Source organism: Ruegeria atlantica (assembly GCF_013033965.1).
Classification (GTDB): domain Bacteria; phylum Pseudomonadota; class Alphaproteobacteria; order Rhodobacterales; family Rhodobacteraceae; genus Ruegeria; species Ruegeria atlantica_D.
The window spans coordinates 46,342-62,464 of sequence record NZ_WQFE01000016.1; the positions used below are offsets into that span (position 1 = coordinate 46,342).

Consider the following 16,123-nt stretch of genomic DNA (forward strand, 5'->3'; position numbering starts at 1 on the left):
CAAAGGTCAAGCGGAATCGCCCCGTAATTCATCACTGACCGGGGTTCTGTGGCGTTAATTCGCGCCTAGGGACCTGCCTGGCGTCCGATTTTTGGCATTCCATTTAGTTTGTTCTGATGTGTGGCCATCCAGTCCAATGTTTTTTCGAAGGGCATAGGCTTGCCAATTCCAAACCCCTGCACGTGGTCGCAACCAAGTTGAGCCATCAAGGCATGCTCGCCCGGCGTCTCGACCCCTTCGGCCAGAGATTCGACGTTCAGCCGTTCCGCCATTGTCAAAATCGCGCTGACCAACTGCTGCTGGCTTGCGTCCCGATCTGCTTTGGTCACAAAAGACCGATCGATTTTTATGCGTGAGACGTCAAAGCGTTTGATCGACGCAATAGACGCGTGGCCGGTGCCAAAATCATCAAGATCAATGCAGCAACCGAGTTTGGACATGCTTGTCACGTTGCGGGTGATCACATCATCGGGCCGTCTGGAAAACACTGTTTCAAGAATCTCGACAGCCAATCTGTCGGGGGTCAGGTTGTTTTGATCCAGTTCCCATTTCAGCCGATCAATCAACGTCACGTCGCGCAGTTCGTCTGATGAGAAATTCACGCCAATCCGAGGCACGATTGCACCGGCCTGATCCCACGTTCGCATGGCGGCGAACGCGTGGTGCCGCATCACCTGGCCCAGGCGCTCCATCAAGTCGGCTTGTTCGGCAAAAGGCAGGAAAACCTGTGGTCCCAAAACACCTTTTTGGGGGTGTTCCCAACGGGCCAGTGCCTCGAATCCTGTGACGCGCCCGGTGTCGGTGGAAATCTGCGGCTGAAACCAAGGGCGGATTGCGCCGCTATCCAATGCAGCAATGAACTCGCTGCGTAGGTTGGCGCGCACCCGTGCCCGCCGCTGCGTTTCCGAAGAATAGGCGCGGATGGTTGCGGGCCCATTTCGTTGCGCTTCGGCCAAGGCTGCACCGGCGGCATCGATCCAACCAGAAAAGGCGACGTCGGGCAAAGTGGATTGCAGGCAAAACCCGATAGAGCATGTCATGTAAACGCTGGTGCCATTCAGCATGATTGGCTCATCCACGGCGGTCTGGATGCGCCCTGACATCTGAATGCAGGCCTCAAGATCCAGATTCTGTGCCGCACGCAGCCCAATTGCGATCTTGCCTTGATCCAGACCGGCGGCAATGTCATGCGATCGGATAACAGACACAACGCGGCTGCGGAACTGGTCCGCCATCACGTTTCCGGCCGCATTGCCGTGCAGGTCAAGACACTCGGAAAATCCGTCCAATTCAACGATCATGCAGGCGGCTTCGTGGCCGGTGCGCTGGTTTTGTGCGAACAGCGTTTCCATCTCGGCAGCAAACATGTCGAGGGGCATGAGGCCGTTATCATCTTTCGTACGACTGACCACCTTGCGTGCGCTTGATGCGATGGCAAGGACAAGCGGCAGAGCAAGCGCTACGATAATCAATGCCCGCTCTCCTCCGATCCAATACGCGGCCAGACTGATCGCTGGCGCGAAAGCCAAAGCGGGAGGGCCGCTCAGCCCAATGGAAAGCGCATCAAGAGTTTTTCTGACTGAGATATGTTTCCACATCGGATCTTCGGGCCTCTACCTTGCGTCTGCAACGCTTTGGTCGACCCTAGGAAACCAATCTGAGTCACTCGTTAACGGAGCTGAGGAATTTCGCCGGAATTTTCGTCGTTTTCGCTCGGGTTGAGCGCAAGATTCTGAAAATCAAACAGTTTTGGGTCCAAAAGATGTGACGGGCGCGCGTTTGTCAGTGCCCTGAACATCACCTGTCTGCGTCCTGGGCTGTTCTTTTCCCATTGGTCCAGAATCTGTTTCACCTGCTGGCGCTGAAGGCCATCCTGACTGCCGCAGAGGTCGCAGGGAATAATTGGATAGTTCATCGAAGTGGCGAATTTCTCGCAATCGGCCTCGGCCACATGGGCAAGAGGGCGGAACACGAACAGGTCCCCTTCTTCATTCACCAGCTTGGGCGGCATGGTGGCCAAACGCCCGCCGTGGAAGAGGTTCATGAAGAACGTCTCAAGAATATCGTCACGGTGATGGCCCAGTACGACGGCCGAACAGCCCTCTTCCCGGGCAATACGATACAGATTGCCGCGACGCAGGCGCGAACACAGGGCGCAATAGGTACGGCCCTGCGGAACCTTGTCCATGACGACAGAGTAGGTGTCCTGATACTCGATCCGATGCGGTACGCGCATGCGTTCCAGAAACTCGGGCAGGACGGTGGCCGGAAATCCGGGCTGACCCTGATCAAGATTGCAGGCCAGCAGATCAACGGGCAGCAACCCGCGCCACTTCAATTCGTACAAAACTGCCAGCAGGGTATAGCTGTCCTTGCCGCCGGACAGGCAAACCAGCCAGCGGGGCGGTTTGCCGTCTTTGTCATGTGCGGACGGGTCCACCATCCCATAGTGTTCGATGGCTTCGCGGGTCTGGCGCACGATGCGTTTGCGCAGCTTCTTGAACTCGGTGGTCGAGGGCGCGCCAGCAAAGAGTGGGTGGATATCGTCAGCTTCGTCAAACATGCGCAGCCCCTACAGCAGTTGCGGCAACCGGGCAAGTGGCCGGGTCAGCCAAGGCGTGTCAGCAAGGCGTTCGTGTCCAACCCGGATACCGATCCGGGGATGCGCCCGCCTTCGCCTAACAGCCGCGTGGAGATGAACCCATCGGCAACCGCAGACGGCGAGTGGCGTAACAGTTGAGAGGCCGTCAACAACAGGGCCGTGCGTTCAGCAAACCACCGGGCCTCCTGTTCAGGTGGCAGGCCTGGCCACCGGTCGCGATGGGCCTTAAGCGCGGCGTCGTACCCACGGTCACTGCCTGTGGCAGCGTTCAATTCAGCTTGCAGAACCTCAGCAGCCAGCGGGTCACGAGCGAGGGTGCGCAGGATATCGAGGCAGATCACGTTGCCCGACCCCTCCCAAATGCCGTTCAAAGGCGCTTCGCGGTAGAGCAGGGGCAGGGGGGTATCTTCGACATAACCCATGCCGCCCAGCACTTCCATTGCCTCGACCACTACGGCAGGGCACCGTTTGTTGTTCAGGAATTTGGCCAGAGCAACGCTGATGCGGGCAAAGGCTTTCTCTTCAAGCGACTGGCCGTCGAAGGCTAGCGCAACGCGCATCCCCAGCGTCACTGCACCTTCCCAATCCAAGACGAGATCGGCCAGAACGGCGCGCATCAGCGGTTGGTCGATCAACCGGCGCTGAAAGGCGCTGCGGTGCGTGACCCAATGATGTGCTTCGCCAAGCGCTGCGCGCATCAGACCCGCCGGGGCAATGGCCGTATCCAACCGGGTGTGATGGACCATCTCAATAATTGTCCGCACACCCGCGCCTTCATCCCCCAACTGATAGGCCAGCGCGTCGTGATACTCGATTTCGGCAGAGGCGTTGGATCTGTTGCCCAGCTTGTCCTTCAGCCGCATCAGGTGGATTGCGTTGCGCTCTCCCTCCAGCCAGCGGGGAACGAGAAAACAGGTCAGCCCGTCCGGAGCCTGTGCCAGCGTCAGAAATCCATCGGACATCGGGGCAGAGCAAAACCACTTGTGCCCGCGCAGACGCCAATGCTCGCCGTCCCTGGTGGCGGCCGTGGTGTTTGCGCGGACGTCCGAGCCACCCTGTTTCTCGGTCATCGCCATGCCCAGAGTCGCGCTGGTTTTTTGGTCGATTGGTTTCAGCGACGGATCATAGCAACGCGCCGTGAGTTTTGGCCGCCAAACTGTTGCAATCTGCGGGTTGGTCGCAAGCGCAGGGATCGCTGCGTAGGTCATGGTCATCGGGCAGCAATGTCCGGGTTCGATCTGGCCGGCCAGGTACACCATCGCGGCATGAGTCACGTGACCTCCGGGTTGACCGTCCCAGGCCAACGCGGCGTAACCGCCTGTTTGACTGATCTGCATCATTTGATGATAGGCTGGGTGAAACCGAACCTCGTCCAGACGTCTGCCGCCCGGATCGAAAACTCGAAGCTCGGGCGAATGCCGATTGGCCACACGCCCCAATTCCCTTGTTTCTGCCCGTCCCAGTGTCTTGGCATAGGTCGCCAGCGGCGTGGCGCGGCCACCCGTAAAGCGTACGGCGTTTTGCAGCACAGGATCTGCGGACCACAAGTCGATGTCCCCGCGCACCGGTGGCTGGTTCAAAACGTCATGTGTCGGCAGGTTGTCGCGGGCGTCGGATGTCATCTGGACCTCGGGTTGAACGCATCCAAGTGTTCAGCGGAGCTCTGGATCGGTCAAGCGTGACGAGGGGTCACAAAGATCAGCCGATGTCGTCCTTGCGATCCGGTACGGGATCATACCCATCGCCACCCCAGGGGTGACACCGGCCAATCCGCCGCGCTGCCAGCCAGCTTCCTTTGATGGCGCCGTGCTTTTCCAATGCTTCCAGCGCATAGGCTGAGCAGGTTGGCTGATACCGACAATTGAAGCCAACCCACGGGCTGAACACCAGCCGATAAGCCCGGACGGGCAGAGCGACGATATGAGAGAAGAGGGTCATTTCCGCGCGCTGTGCACTTTGCGCAGCGCATAGCTGAGGTCGTCCAAAAGCGCCTCATACGGTCGCGTGGCGGTCGTTTCCGCCCGGCCGATCAGGACGTAATCCCACCCGTCTTGCCCGTTGATGGGCAAAACAGCCCGCGCGGCCTCGCGCAGTCGGCGCTTGGCGCGATTGCGGGCGACGGCGTTGCCAACCTTTTTGGAGCAGGTAAAGCCAACCCGAATTCCTGTCGCCTCATCGGGGGCGCGTTTGCGGGCCTGCACCATCATCGAGGATGTGCCCTGTCTGCGGGCACGCGCGGCTTTCAGGAAATCAGATCGTTTCCTGAGAACGGTCAGAGTTTCAGGCGCGCAAACGGACGCCGCCGGGGGCATATCCCCGGGCTGGTTCTTACCATCCACGAGGGGCCTCCGGCGGCGTCATGTTCATAACCTGATCGGTGAGCGGTTTACGCGCTCAGCGATTTGCGGCCTTTTGCACGGCGCGCGTTCAGGATCTTGCGACCGGCTTTGGTGGCCATGCGCGAGCGGAAACCGTGGCGGCGTTTGCGAACCAGGTTCGAAGGCTGATAGGTGCGTTTCATCGCTCCGTCTCCATTAAATGCGGTCGGGTGCGGCGCGGATTCGCCTGCCCGTGGTGTTCGAAGCCCGTCCTCTACTGGGTAGCGGGGGGTAAGTCAAACCCCTAGGTGGGGGTTTTCGCGCCTTTTGCAACAATTCTGTAATCGGGGCAGGCAAAAGGTTTCAAAACAGCTGGTTTGTCGCCTCAAACCCTCACATTCGCTACCAAAAACATCAAGGCAGCGTGAGGTCCCTGTTGCCAGCGGCGCAAGCAGCGCATGTTGGGGACAGAATGAAACGTAACAAACCGGACAGCCTTATGAGCGATACGACTCAGGCGCCGCGCAATGGGCTTGCGCGGCATATTCCTTTGCTGGTGATTCTCGCCGTTGCGGTGGCGGGGTTCTTCACGCTGGGCGACTATCTGACCTTTGAAACCCTGCGGGACAATCGCGAGGCGCTTTTGGCGTGGCGTGATGCGAATTACTGGGCAATGGCCGCAGCATTTGTGGGCATCTACATCGTCATCGTCGCGTTTTCGCTGCCAGGTGCCGCAGTGGCGTCGATGACGGGCGGGTTTCTCTTTGGCCTGTTCGCCGGCACCGTGTTCAACGTGTTTGCCGCGACCATCGGGGCGTCCGCGATCTTTCTGGCCGCACGTTGGGGCTTGGGCGAATCCCTGACCAAACGGCTTGAGTCTTCAGAGGGGACAATCAAAAAACTCAAGGATGGACTGCGCGAGAATGAGATTTCGGTGCTGTTCCTGTTGCGCCTGGTCCCCGTTGTCCCGTTCTTTGTGGCCAATCTGGTGCCGGCTCTGGTCGGTGTGAAGTTTCGCAATTTCCTGATCACGACGGCGCTGGGCATTATTCCGGGTGGGATTGTCTACACCTGGATCGGCGTTGGGCTGGGTGGGGTGTTCGACCGGGGCGAAACGCCGGATGTTTCGCTTTTGTGGGAACCCTTTATCATTGGCCCGATTATCGGATTGTGTGTTCTGGCCGCGTTGCCAATTGTCATCAAATCCCTGCGTGGCCGAAAGGACGCCTGATCTATGCAAGAGTTGAAAACCGATATCCTGGTGATTGGCGCCGGGTCAGGCGGTCTGTCGGTGGCCGCAGGCGCAAGCCAAATGGGGGCCGATGTCGTCCTGCTGGAAGGACACAAGATGGGGGGCGATTGCCTGAATTTCGGCTGTGTTCCATCCAAGGCCCTGATTGCCAGCAGCAAGGCGGCTTACGGTCAGGCGCACTCTGCTGCGCTGGGCGTGGCAGACGTTGTGCCTCAGGTCGACTACGCTGCCGCCAAGGACCACGTCCACGATGTTATCGCTCAGATCGAGCCGATGGATAACCAGGAACGGTTCGAGGGCTTTGGCGTCAAGGTGATCCGGGAATACGGCAGCTTCATCTCTCCGACCCAGGTGCAGGCGGGCGACAACCTGATCACCGCACGTCGTGTGGTGATCGCGACCGGGTCATCGCCATTGGTCCCACCGATCCCGGGTCTGGATCAGGTGCCGTTTTATACAAATGAGACGATCTTTGATCTGCGCGACAAGCCGGAGCATCTGCTGATCATCGGCGGTGGCCCAATCGGGATGGAGATGGCACAGGCGCATGTACGGCTGGGCTGCAAAGTCACCGTGATTGAAGGATTGCAGGCGCTGGGCAAGGACGACCCCGAGGCCGCGGCCATTGTTCTGGACAGCCTCCGGGCGGAAGGTGTGGCGATCCATGAACAGGCGATGGTGGCTCAGATTCGCGGCAACGAAGGCGCGGTCGAGGTTGTGACCGAAAACGGCGAGATTTTTGCCGGGTCACACCTGCTGATCGCGGCAGGGCGCAAATCCAATGTGGATCGTCTGAACCTGAAGATCGCAGGGATTGAACAGACCCGGACAGGGATCAAGGTGGACGATTCGCTGAGAACGACCAATCGCAAGGTTTATGCCATTGGCGACGTTGCAGGTGGCCTGCAATTCACCCATGTCGCCGGGTATCAGGCGGGCATCATTATCCGGTCTGCTTTGTTTGGCCTGCCGTCGAAAGCAAAAACGGCTCATGTACCCTGGGCGACCTACACTGACCCGGAATTGGCGCAGGTGGGTCAGACCGAGGCACAGGCTCGGGAGCAATATGGTGACAAGGTCGAGATTGCGCGCTTTGATTATCACCACAACGACCGCGCGATTTCTGAGCGGAAGACGAAAGGGTTCATCAAGGTTATGGTTGTGAAAGGCCGTCCGGTGGGCGCTACAATCGTGGGGCATCAGGCCGGTGAACTGATCAACTTGTGGTCCCTTGCGTTGGCCAATAATCTGAAGATGGGCCAGATCGCGGCGATGGTTTCACCATACCCGACGATCGGAGAGCTTAACAAACGAGTGGCGGGCGCCTATTTCTCGCCAAGGCTGTTTGAGAATCAGACGGTTAAACGAGTGGTCAGGTTCGTCCAGCGCTGGATCCCCTGACAGAAAAAGGAGCATCATTTGAACTCGCTGTCGGGCCGTTTTCTGATCCTGACTACGGTCTTCGTGATGTTGGCCGAAATCCTGATCTTTGTCCCGTCCATTGCGCGGTTCCGCGAGGATTTCCTGCTGAATCGGCTTGAGCGCGCTCAGATCGCCTCGCTTGCTTTGCTGGCAGATGACATGCTGGCCGAAGAGCTTGAAGCAGAGCTGCTGGCAAATGCCGGTGTCTACAACGTCGTGCTGCGGCGTGATGAAGTGCGGCAACTTATGTTGTCCTCGCCCATACCAGAGCAGATTACCATGACATATGACCTGCGCGACGCCGGACCCTGGATTTTGATCCGGGATGCAATGGCGCGCCTGTTCACTCCGGAAAACGAGGTTATCCGCGTCATTGGTGAGCCCGTCAAAGGCGCGGGTCTGTTGATCGAGGTCACGATAGACAGCATGCCTTTGCGTATGGCGATGACCGACTATGGCCTTCGCATTTTGGGTCTGTCCTTTGTGATTTCCATCATTACGGCTTTCTTCCTGTTTCTCGCTGTACGCGTCGTTCTGGTGAAGCCGATCAAGGGTGTTGTCGGTTACATGCAACGTTATGCTGGCGCACCAGAGGATGCGCGCGGGATCATTTCACCCAATTCCAAAGTGACCGAGCTGCGCGAGGCCGAAGAGGCGTTGCAGAAGTTGCAGACGGAACTGACGCAAGCCCTGAAACAACGAGAGCGTCTGGCCCAGCTGGGTGGGGCCGTAGCAAAAGTTAGTCATGACCTGAGAAATATTCTGACGTCGGCACAGCTTTTTACCGACCGGATCGAAACCAGCGACGATCCGTTGGTGCGGCGAATGGCACCTAAGCTGGTGAACTCTATCACGCGTGCAGTGTCGTTGTGCGAAAGCACGCTGGCCTTCGGACGCGCGGAAGAGCCTGCGCCGACGTTGACCATGGTGCCTCTGCATGACGTCGCTGAAGATGTCGTCGCCAGCGAACAACTGGCCGTTGCAGAAGCGTGCGTCGAGATCGTGAACGAGGTGCCCAAGGATCTTGTGGCCCGTGCGGACCCGGAACAGATCTTCCGCGTCATGATGAACCTCGTGCGCAATGCACGTCAGGCCTTGGTCGCGTCCGGGACGCCGGGAAAAATCACAATCGCCGGCTGCGTTCATGATGATGATTGGTGTGTCGAGATCAGGGATAACGGCCCCGGATTGCCGCCCAAAGCTCGCGAAAACCTGTTTACTCCGTTTCAAGGTGGGGTGCGCAAAGGGGGTTCTGGCCTGGGGCTTGCCATCTCGCAAGAGTTGGTGCGTGGGCACGGCGGAGACTTGATACTGGCGGAAACCGGGCCCGAGGGAACGACCTTTGAAATAAGACTTCCGCGGGGTGATGGGACTTTTTAATTTTTTTTTTGAAGAATCGACTTGCGCGTCCTGAACGCCGGGTCTAAATAGCGCCTCACCAACGCGGACCGATAGCTCAGCTGGATAGAGTACTTGACTACGAATCAAGGGGTCGGGGGTTCGAATCCTCCTCGGTCCGCCACTTTCCTTTTTGTCAGGCGACACATAGTTCTGCCACCAGCGACAGAACCTTTCCATTTTCGCCTCACATCCTTCATCCAGCACCTAGACCGGTTTCAATGATCCTGACTTCTCCATTGGGAAAATCAGGGCTGATTTGCAGATCAGTCGCCGAAGGCGCCTGTTCCTGCTGATCTGCCATGTGGCGAACGCGGATGGGGGCGAGGCAATGCTATTCGACAATAGTGGTGCGGCCCGCAGGTGTAGCCGAGGACACGGTGTTGTCTAATAGGGTTGCCCGAGGGGGAAGGCGGCGCCTTACCCCTGATGGCCAGGGGCGTTTGGCTTGTCCAAATCCCGCTGCCCTAAAACAGGTGCAACGGAGCAGGCTGCGCCTTTACTGTTTGCGCAAGAACGCGTTGTTATTCTAATGAAACGGGCGGTAAGCGGACCTTCGCTGCGGACGCTAACAACGCCTTGCACCAGTTTAGAAGCGGACTTTCAGGTTGCCAATTGTTCGACTAATTGAAAGTGAGGGGCCTACCAGTTGAAATCGTCGAGCCAACGTGCAGGAAACCGACCTTCGCTTCGGCACCCCTTTTCGGTGCAGCATGATAGCTGACGTTTAACAAATCCTTCCACCATTCATGCACCTATTTTGAGTCTGGTTAGCCATCGTGTATTACGCTACCGTCGGTTGTGCGAGGACGTCGTCACCATTTCTGAGAAGTGATATTTTGAATATTGAAGAATTCGTTCCAAAAGCAGGAACAAGTATAGACAACTTGGGTTTTCTATTAGGCGCAGGGACGTCATTTGAGTCAGGTTATCCACTAGTTTCTGGATTGACGAAAGATGTTGTAAGAGCACTGTCAACAGACGACAGGTCCGCATTGGACGACGCTCTTGCGGCCAAAGGGCTCGCATACGATGACGGCAAAGGATTGCCAAACATCGAAGAAATCTCAGACATAGTAATCGAGCATCACACAAACAGTCAGCTTCCGAAGTTCCAGTCTCTAAGAGAAAAGATCCGCGAACTGGTTCGAGATGCGATACTGGGAGTTACTCATCCAGATATATCCAATCAAGTTGCCTTATTGGAGAGGCTCAAAAGACGGGCTTTTGACCGACCTACCAATGTTTGGTTTCTCACGACAAACTATGATCTGTTGCTTGAAGAGGCTTGCGCCGAAGTTGGCTTGAAACTGATAAATGGGTTTTGTGGCGCGACAAAGAGGTTCTTTTCAGAACAGGAGTTTTCGATCGTATCTGGGACAACCTCTGGATCCAGGTTCACCCCCGAGAGCGGTTTGACCATAAGACTAGTCAAGCTTCATGGATCGGTGTCTTGGTATCGCAAAGGTGATCGCGTTTTTGAGGCGGCTCCGAGCGCAATTGTAGAGCAAGATGCAAGATGTATGGTGCTCCCGCGGCGAAGCAAGGTAATTGAAACTCTGTCAGGACCATACGACGGCCTCTTTCGTATTTCTAACTCAGTTTTAGGGAGACGCTGCAAACACTTGATAGCTTCCGGCTTCAGCTTCGGGGACAGCCACATTAACGACAGCTTGGTGAAGCCTCACATTTCGTCCGGTGGCATCTCGCTCTGCAATTTCTGTGAAGTCGAGCCTGAAGACCTGAGTGACCTACGTGCACGCCCCAATGTTCTTCATGTTTGCCGAGACAAAAAGGTGATTGGCGGGCGTGAGACTGAAGAGGAAAGCGAAGCCTGGATGTTCAGCAAGTTTGTCGAGCTATTTTAGGAGATACGCGGTGAAGCACCAAATCGGAAAAGTAATTGAGGTTAAAGGCGATACAATTGCCGTATCACTAATTGAATTTGACGAAGAGAACACTGTTGGCGTGCCTGAAGAGATGGCGGTTGACGTCTCCACTCCAGATGGTCCGGTGAACATCCTAATTGGGCAGCCCGGATCTTTTGTTGAGCTGTCTTTACCAAACGGCACTTTGCTGTGTCTTGTCACAGAAACACGGATGCGAGAAGCAAATGTTGGCGTGACAGAAGCCAAAGAAGCCGTCACTGCGGGTGACTTTGTAATCGACCAAGTCTCGCGACAGCTTGTTACGATTCCGATTGGAACAATAGATTCAGACGGAGACTTTGAAAGGGGAACCAATGTCTTACCAACAGTGAACGCCCCCGTTTTCGCCGTGCTCCCTTCAACAATAAATGACATCTACACAAGCTTTGCCGAAGGGAACTTTTCTTTGGGGAAGTTGTCCCTTCTTCCTGAGCAAGAAGCAAAACTGAACCTTGATGCATTCCTTGGCCGTCATGCTGCGATACTAGGGCAAACAGGTGGGGGAAAGTCTTGGACGGTTGCCTCTGTCCTCCAGAAGATTGCACAATTCCCACAATCGACCGTCCTCCTGCTTGATCTGCATGGAGAGTATGCTTCAGCATTTGGGGATGAAGCCGAGGTTATTTCTGCTGCCGACATCGAGATGCCCTATTGGTTGATGAACGCAGAGGAAATTCTTTCGCTCATGATAGATCGAGCAGAGTCCAGCGCCCCGAACCAAAACGCCAAATTTAAAGAGCTGTTGCAATCTGCGAAGGAGAACCACCCCGAGAATGCTGCCCTCGGTCTAGAAAAAATTACTATCGATACGCCGGTCTATTTCGACCTTATGGACATCGTTGATGAGTTTCGGCGTTTGGATGTCGAAATGGTTCAGGGCAGTACGAAAAAAGTTAAGGGGCCACTCCATGGGCAGTTTACCCGCCTTCTCATGAGGCTGGAATCTCGGCTAAACGACCGACGCTATGACCTGATCTTCAAACCCCAAACATATAACTCCAGTGCTTCAATGGATGACCTATTTCGCAAACTCTTGGGAGAGGAGATTTCAAATAGGAAAAAGATAGTCGTTCTTGACCTGAGCCCTGTACCCTTTGATGTCAGAGGTTCCTTGATATCCTTAACTCTCAGGTGTCTGTTTGACTTCTCCTATTGGCATAGCCGCCTCAAGGGTTCGCGCTTTCCCATATCCATTTTCGCCGATGAAGCTCACATCTATCTGAGCGACTCAGGATCTAACCAAGCCCCGCGAGAGTCGGCCGAAAGGATCGCAAAAGAAGGTCGAAAGTACGGAATAAGTCTAACAGTCATTAGTCAGCGACCGAGGGAAATGTCGTCCACGATTTTATCGCAGTGCGGGAGTTTTCTGTGCTTGAGAATTTCGAATCCGGACGACCAGTCGTATGTTCGCAACCTGCTTCCTGATTCCGTTCGAGGAATAACGTCAATGTTCGCTTCGCTAAGGCGTGGTGAAGCCATCTTGATTGGTGATTCAATGATGATGCCGACGCGCATCAAAGTGGATGCACCTAACCCTGCTCCGGATAGCGCCGATGCATCCTTTACAGCGCTATGGAGCGAAGAACCGGTCGAGTTAAATGTCGCAGAAATTTTGGATACTTGGCGAAACCAAAAGGTTCGCAACTAATTTCGGTCCGGCGGAGCAAAGGCACGCTTCGACAGGACAGATGTCGAATGTCATCTAGGGGGCAGCATGTTGGGATTCTTTAAAAAGCTATTTAGTTCTCAGAAAACTCTGAAGAGCGACTCTTTCCAAGTCGCCACGAAACGGCAAGGGGGGAGCAGTGTTGGAGAACGGTCTACCCCATTCTCCGAAGAACTTGAGGAATGGGAGCCGCAAAACATAGAGACATTGGAGAGATTGTCCGCTGAGATGCCAGGCGGTGACTACTTTCCCCTGCTCGAAAGCTTGCAAAATTCGATCTCAAAGAAAAGATACGCAGAGGCTGCTGAAGCGGCCCACAGGAGCATTGCACCACTTCGAGATTGGTTGAAAGACCCAAGAGGAGATGGTGCACGGTTGCAGCTCCGCGTCCCTGCATTGCAGCAAGGTGGCACGATGATGGCCTTAACAGGGGATTTAGAGGGACTTGAGAAAATTCGTGATCTTGTAACCGAATTCGACCACCTTGAGTCTTACAGGTTCGATGCGATGAGACACTTTAAGTCTTATGAGCTTTTTGTGGCCATTCGAAAGCTTGTCTCGTCCAAGCCAGGAGTATTGCAAAACAAGGTAAAGGCCGAGCTCGGGGAAGAAGATGGCCGTCATGTGAGCAACTTGGTTTCTTGGTTGGAAAAAGCTGGCGAGATCACAAGGGAAAAGAAGGGAAAGACATATGCGCTCTACATATCAGAGCCGAGTACTTCTTCGAGTCAAACTCAGCCCGCTGAAACTAGAATTTACATACCGGCCCCAAGAACTTCGAAGGCGGACATCTCACCTGACTTAGAGACATTTACTGACCGCACATTCCGGTTTGTGGCCGTAGATGTCGAAACAGCGAACCGACAACACAGCAGCATATGCCAAGTAGGGTTGGCGATGGTGTCCACCAGCGGAGATGTTGAGACGGTTGGATTACTGATCGACCCTGAACAAGATTTCGAACGTTCGAATGTCAACCTACACGGGATTGATGAATCTTCAGTAGCAGGGGCCCCCAATTTCATGGCAGTTATTCAGTCTTTGCGCCCGTTCCTTGAGCGGCATCTTCTGGTGCAACACAGCAATTTCGACAAACAGGCGTTTTATGCGGCCAGCAAATTTCACGGTGTTCCAGAATTGAAGGCCAACTGGGTCGATAGCGTCAAAATCGCTAGAAGAGCTTGGCCAGAACTGAAAGGTAATGGTGGCCATGGGTTGGCTAATTTAAAGACTTACCTTGGCTTAAGCTTTGAACACCATGATGCAGAAGAAGATGCACGTGCGGCGGCTGAAGTCGTTCTGGCGGCAGAAGCTGCAACTGGTTCGGATTTCTTCGAACTCGCGAAGTCTAGAAATCAGAATTACCAAACTTCGGTGGCGATTGCTGGCAATCAAAGCGGCTCTCTCTACGGGCATGTTGCTTGCTTTACAGGGCAGTTGAGTATGTCTCGTGTGGAAGCGGCGACAATAGCTGCTGGAGCAGGGATAACTGTAAAGACAAGTGTTTCGAAGAAAGTAACGCTTTTGGTTGTTGGAGACCAAGATCTATCGACTTTGGCGGGTCACGACAAAAGCAGCAAGCACCGTCGCGCGGAAGATCTGCAGAGTGAAGGGCATGAAATCAAGATCCTTGGTGAGTCGGAATTTCTTAAGTTGATCGAAGCCGAATGATGTCTGGTTTAAGTGAGGCCTTCAAAGGCGGCAGGGCAGTGACAAACGGAATCCATAAAGTTGTCAGATAACTCCACCAAGAGAGTGTTTGCTGGATTGTCCACCGGGGTGAAGCTCGAGCAGTATGCGCGTTCAATTCTGAAACAGGTTTTGTCGATGGAGGACAGCTCCCAGCCAAGTGATGCTTCAATCGAGCGCTGTCATATCGGCGTTGAGCCTATGCTTTTGGCGCTGGCAATGGAATTCGCGCTTAAAGCTTGGTTTGTTTGGGACCATGATCGTCATGATCCAATCAGGACACACGATCTCGCAAAACTCTTCGACGCTTTACCCGTCTCAAGCAAGGATAGGCTGAATGCCGCATTCAAAGACAAAGTTGCTCCAATTCATCCTTGGAGCGGGTGGATGGAATACAACATCAAAGATGTCCTTGAGCACCACGCCAATGCATTTGTTGAGTGGCGCTACCTGCATGAGAAACGAGACAAGGGCTTGAGCTTCAATTTCATAACTTTCGTAGCAACGCTCGAATTGGTTCTGGACGAGTTTGGAAAGCGCTACAATACGCGGAAAATCCAGCCACAACGGCTTCTCTATTAGAACTTTTTGGTGTCGCGCGTAATTTCAGCTGCCGATCTAAGCTTGTTGTTTCGACGAATGTCCGTCCGCTTCTACGACCGCACCGCGGCATAGTTCTGGTACAATGGAGGTCCACTTCGGGCCGGACAATCATGCTGCGTTTGCAAACACATTGAACAAGAGCAAAGTCGGCAATGGGCTCATTCGACCTGTTGGGCCAAAGCACGATCGATGGCGGCAATGGGCTCATGATCGCAGATCCGCAATCACTCTGTGAGTGTAAAGATCTAGCGAACAGTCTTGTCTCACATCGTGAATCTCGCGCAATAAGCATCGAACGGATACCTACCCGTTCACAGGCACGGTGCGGCGACGTTTGCGTTTGTAATGGGCCATGTCTGTGGCCTTTCATGCAGTTTCAGAACTACATGGCACCCTCCATCGTCTGGTTCGTTAGTCTTGGCTTGAGCTCGGCTTTGACACTGAACACGCAGCCGGACTGGATATCGGATTGGGTCTTCAAAATCAATCGAAGGGAATAGGACGGCTTTGGATAGGAATTTGTGCATCGGGTCAGGTTACCGGAGAGGCCCCTTAGCCAGGGCGGTCTACAGGCAACGGATCGTTGCAAGTATTTCATGTGTGTAGGCCGCTGTCAGTTCTTTCTAAAAGCCAACTACAAGCAATTGTTAAACTGCGAGGTGAAGAGACATGACTGATGGTCGAAATGATCTTTTTGAACGGCTCAAACCAATTTGGGAGGCCGTAGTTAAGTTGGGCGAGAACACCCCCGAACTCAGTATGAAGGCCTATCTTAGTGAGATGAGGGGCGAAGTAGACAAAGCACGGACCGCTTCATTGGGGACTGAAAACAGTCCGGATCGGTGTGACGAAAAAGTAGCGGAGGATCCTGAGGCTCAGTTCAAGATGATTGCAGCCGCCTATGCCACTGGAGACATGGATGAGGTCGACCAGGTGATAAACTACCTTGCTTTTATTCGTCGTATGAAAAAACAGGGCATTTATGAATTGGGACACTGGAGTGATGAGGACCCAGGTGGGCGGTGATACAACCAGAGATCGCTTCACATAACACCCCTTCGCCGACATTTGAGCGTCCTGAAAACGCCGCCCGATCATCCAACGCTCGTGAAAAAACACGCAGAATGCAGAATGCCGCTGTCGCTTCGGGTGCTTGTTCTGAACTGCGGGTGCGAACCGACTTCTTGCGGACAAGGTCAAAGCACTCGCGCCTCCCATTGCGGCCCAATTTTACGGTCTGGCGGT

General features: G+C 54.8%; 13 protein-coding genes, 1 tRNA gene and 1 pseudogene. 9 read left to right on the forward strand and 6 right to left on the reverse strand.

Going from position 1 to position 16,123, the window contains the following annotated elements; translation table 11 throughout:
- Positions 1-65 precede the first annotated feature (65 nt).
- From GOW16_RS21410 to rpmH, 6 genes and pseudogenes are all read right to left on the reverse strand, one after another.
- Positions 66-1,598: a GGDEF domain-containing phosphodiesterase gene (locus tag GOW16_RS21410; RefSeq protein WP_170419434.1), complete on the reverse strand. Its 1,533-nt coding sequence runs from the start codon at positions 1,596-1,598 to the stop codon at positions 66-68.
- A gap of 71 nt (positions 1,599-1,669) precedes the next feature.
- On the reverse strand, positions 1,670-2,563 hold the full coding sequence (ttcA, locus tag GOW16_RS21415; protein WP_170419436.1) for a tRNA 2-thiocytidine(32) synthetase TtcA: 894 nt from the start codon (positions 2,561-2,563) through the stop codon (positions 1,670-1,672).
- 44 nt (positions 2,564-2,607) lie between these two features.
- Positions 2,608-4,224, reverse strand: coding sequence for an acyl-CoA dehydrogenase family protein (locus tag GOW16_RS21420; RefSeq protein WP_170419438.1), 1,617 nt, complete (start codon positions 4,222-4,224; stop codon positions 2,608-2,610).
- 76 nt (positions 4,225-4,300) lie between these two features.
- Positions 4,301-4,540 carry a membrane protein insertion efficiency factor YidD gene (gene yidD, locus GOW16_RS21425; RefSeq protein WP_170419441.1) on the reverse strand — a complete coding sequence of 80 codons (240 nt, stop codon included), beginning with the start codon at positions 4,538-4,540 and terminating at the stop codon, positions 4,301-4,303.
- Positions 4,537-4,963 (reverse strand): annotated as a pseudogene (gene rnpA, locus GOW16_RS21430) (ribonuclease P protein component). The gene yidD and the pseudogene rnpA overlap by 4 nt, the downstream one beginning before the upstream one ends.
- A 25-nt stretch (positions 4,964-4,988) precedes the next feature.
- Positions 4,989-5,123, reverse strand: coding sequence for a 50S ribosomal protein L34 (rpmH, locus tag GOW16_RS21435; protein WP_170419442.1), 135 nt, complete (start codon positions 5,121-5,123; stop codon positions 4,989-4,991).
- A gap of 296 nt (positions 5,124-5,419) precedes the next feature.
- Between rpmH and GOW16_RS21440 the strand changes: the two genes are divergently transcribed.
- From GOW16_RS21440 to GOW16_RS21480, 9 genes are all read left to right on the forward strand, one after another.
- Positions 5,420-6,151, forward strand: coding sequence for a TVP38/TMEM64 family protein (locus GOW16_RS21440; RefSeq protein ID WP_170419484.1), 732 nt, complete (start codon positions 5,420-5,422; stop codon positions 6,149-6,151).
- A gap of 3 nt (positions 6,152-6,154) precedes the next feature.
- Positions 6,155-7,573, forward strand: coding sequence for a dihydrolipoyl dehydrogenase family protein (locus tag GOW16_RS21445; protein ID WP_170419444.1), 1,419 nt, complete (start codon positions 6,155-6,157; stop codon positions 7,571-7,573).
- An 18-nt stretch (positions 7,574-7,591) separates the two neighbouring features.
- Entirely contained in the window at positions 7,592-8,974 is a 1,383-nt protein-coding gene (locus GOW16_RS21450) for a sensor histidine kinase (RefSeq protein ID WP_254429868.1), read from the forward strand.
- 65 nt (positions 8,975-9,039) lie between these two features.
- Positions 9,040-9,116 (forward strand) — tRNA-Arg (locus GOW16_RS21455).
- Between the two features lie 715 nt (positions 9,117-9,831).
- A complete protein-coding gene (locus GOW16_RS21460) occupies positions 9,832-10,860 on the forward strand; it encodes an SIR2 family protein (protein WP_170419446.1) in 1,029 nt (342 codons plus the stop codon).
- Between the two features lie 10 nt (positions 10,861-10,870).
- Positions 10,871-12,568, forward strand: coding sequence for an ATP-binding protein (locus GOW16_RS21465; protein WP_170419448.1), 1,698 nt, complete (start codon positions 10,871-10,873; stop codon positions 12,566-12,568).
- A 66-nt stretch (positions 12,569-12,634) separates the two neighbouring features.
- Entirely contained in the window at positions 12,635-14,257 is a 1,623-nt protein-coding gene (locus GOW16_RS22885) for an exonuclease domain-containing protein (protein ID WP_254429869.1), read from the forward strand.
- A 60-nt stretch (positions 14,258-14,317) separates the two neighbouring features.
- Positions 14,318-14,857, forward strand: a complete 540-nt coding sequence (locus tag GOW16_RS21475) for a hypothetical protein (RefSeq protein WP_170419450.1) — start codon at positions 14,318-14,320, stop codon at positions 14,855-14,857.
- 690 nt (positions 14,858-15,547) lie between these two features.
- On the forward strand, positions 15,548-15,904 hold the full coding sequence (locus tag GOW16_RS21480; RefSeq protein ID WP_170419452.1) for a hypothetical protein: 357 nt from the start codon (positions 15,548-15,550) through the stop codon (positions 15,902-15,904).
- Positions 15,905-16,123: the final 219 nt, after the last annotated feature.

Excerpts from the sequence above, each read along its gene's own strand:
- GOW16_RS21410 (WP_170419434.1), bottom strand. The coding sequence starts at position 1,598 with ATGTGGAAACATATCTCAGTCAGAAAAACTCTTGATGCGCTTTCCATT.
- GOW16_RS21445 (WP_170419444.1), top strand. The coding sequence starts at position 6,155 with ATGCAAGAGTTGAAAACCGATATCCTGGTGATTGGCGCCGGGTCAGGC.
- GOW16_RS22885 (WP_254429869.1), top strand. The coding sequence starts at position 12,635 with ATGTTGGGATTCTTTAAAAAGCTATTTAGTTCTCAGAAAACTCTGAAG.
- GOW16_RS21440 (WP_170419484.1), top strand. The coding sequence starts at position 5,420 with ATGAGCGATACGACTCAGGCGCCGCGCAATGGGCTTGCGCGGCATATT.
- GOW16_RS21420 (WP_170419438.1), bottom strand. The coding sequence starts at position 4,224 with ATGACATCCGACGCCCGCGACAACCTGCCGACACATGACGTTTTGAAC.
- rpmH (WP_170419442.1), bottom strand. The coding sequence starts at position 5,123 with ATGAAACGCACCTATCAGCCTTCGAACCTGGTTCGCAAACGCCGCCAC.
- yidD (WP_170419441.1), bottom strand. The coding sequence starts at position 4,540 with ATGACCCTCTTCTCTCATATCGTCGCTCTGCCCGTCCGGGCTTATCGG.
- ttcA (WP_170419436.1), bottom strand. The coding sequence starts at position 2,563 with ATGTTTGACGAAGCTGACGATATCCACCCACTCTTTGCTGGCGCGCCC.
- GOW16_RS21480 (WP_170419452.1), top strand. The coding sequence starts at position 15,548 with ATGACTGATGGTCGAAATGATCTTTTTGAACGGCTCAAACCAATTTGG.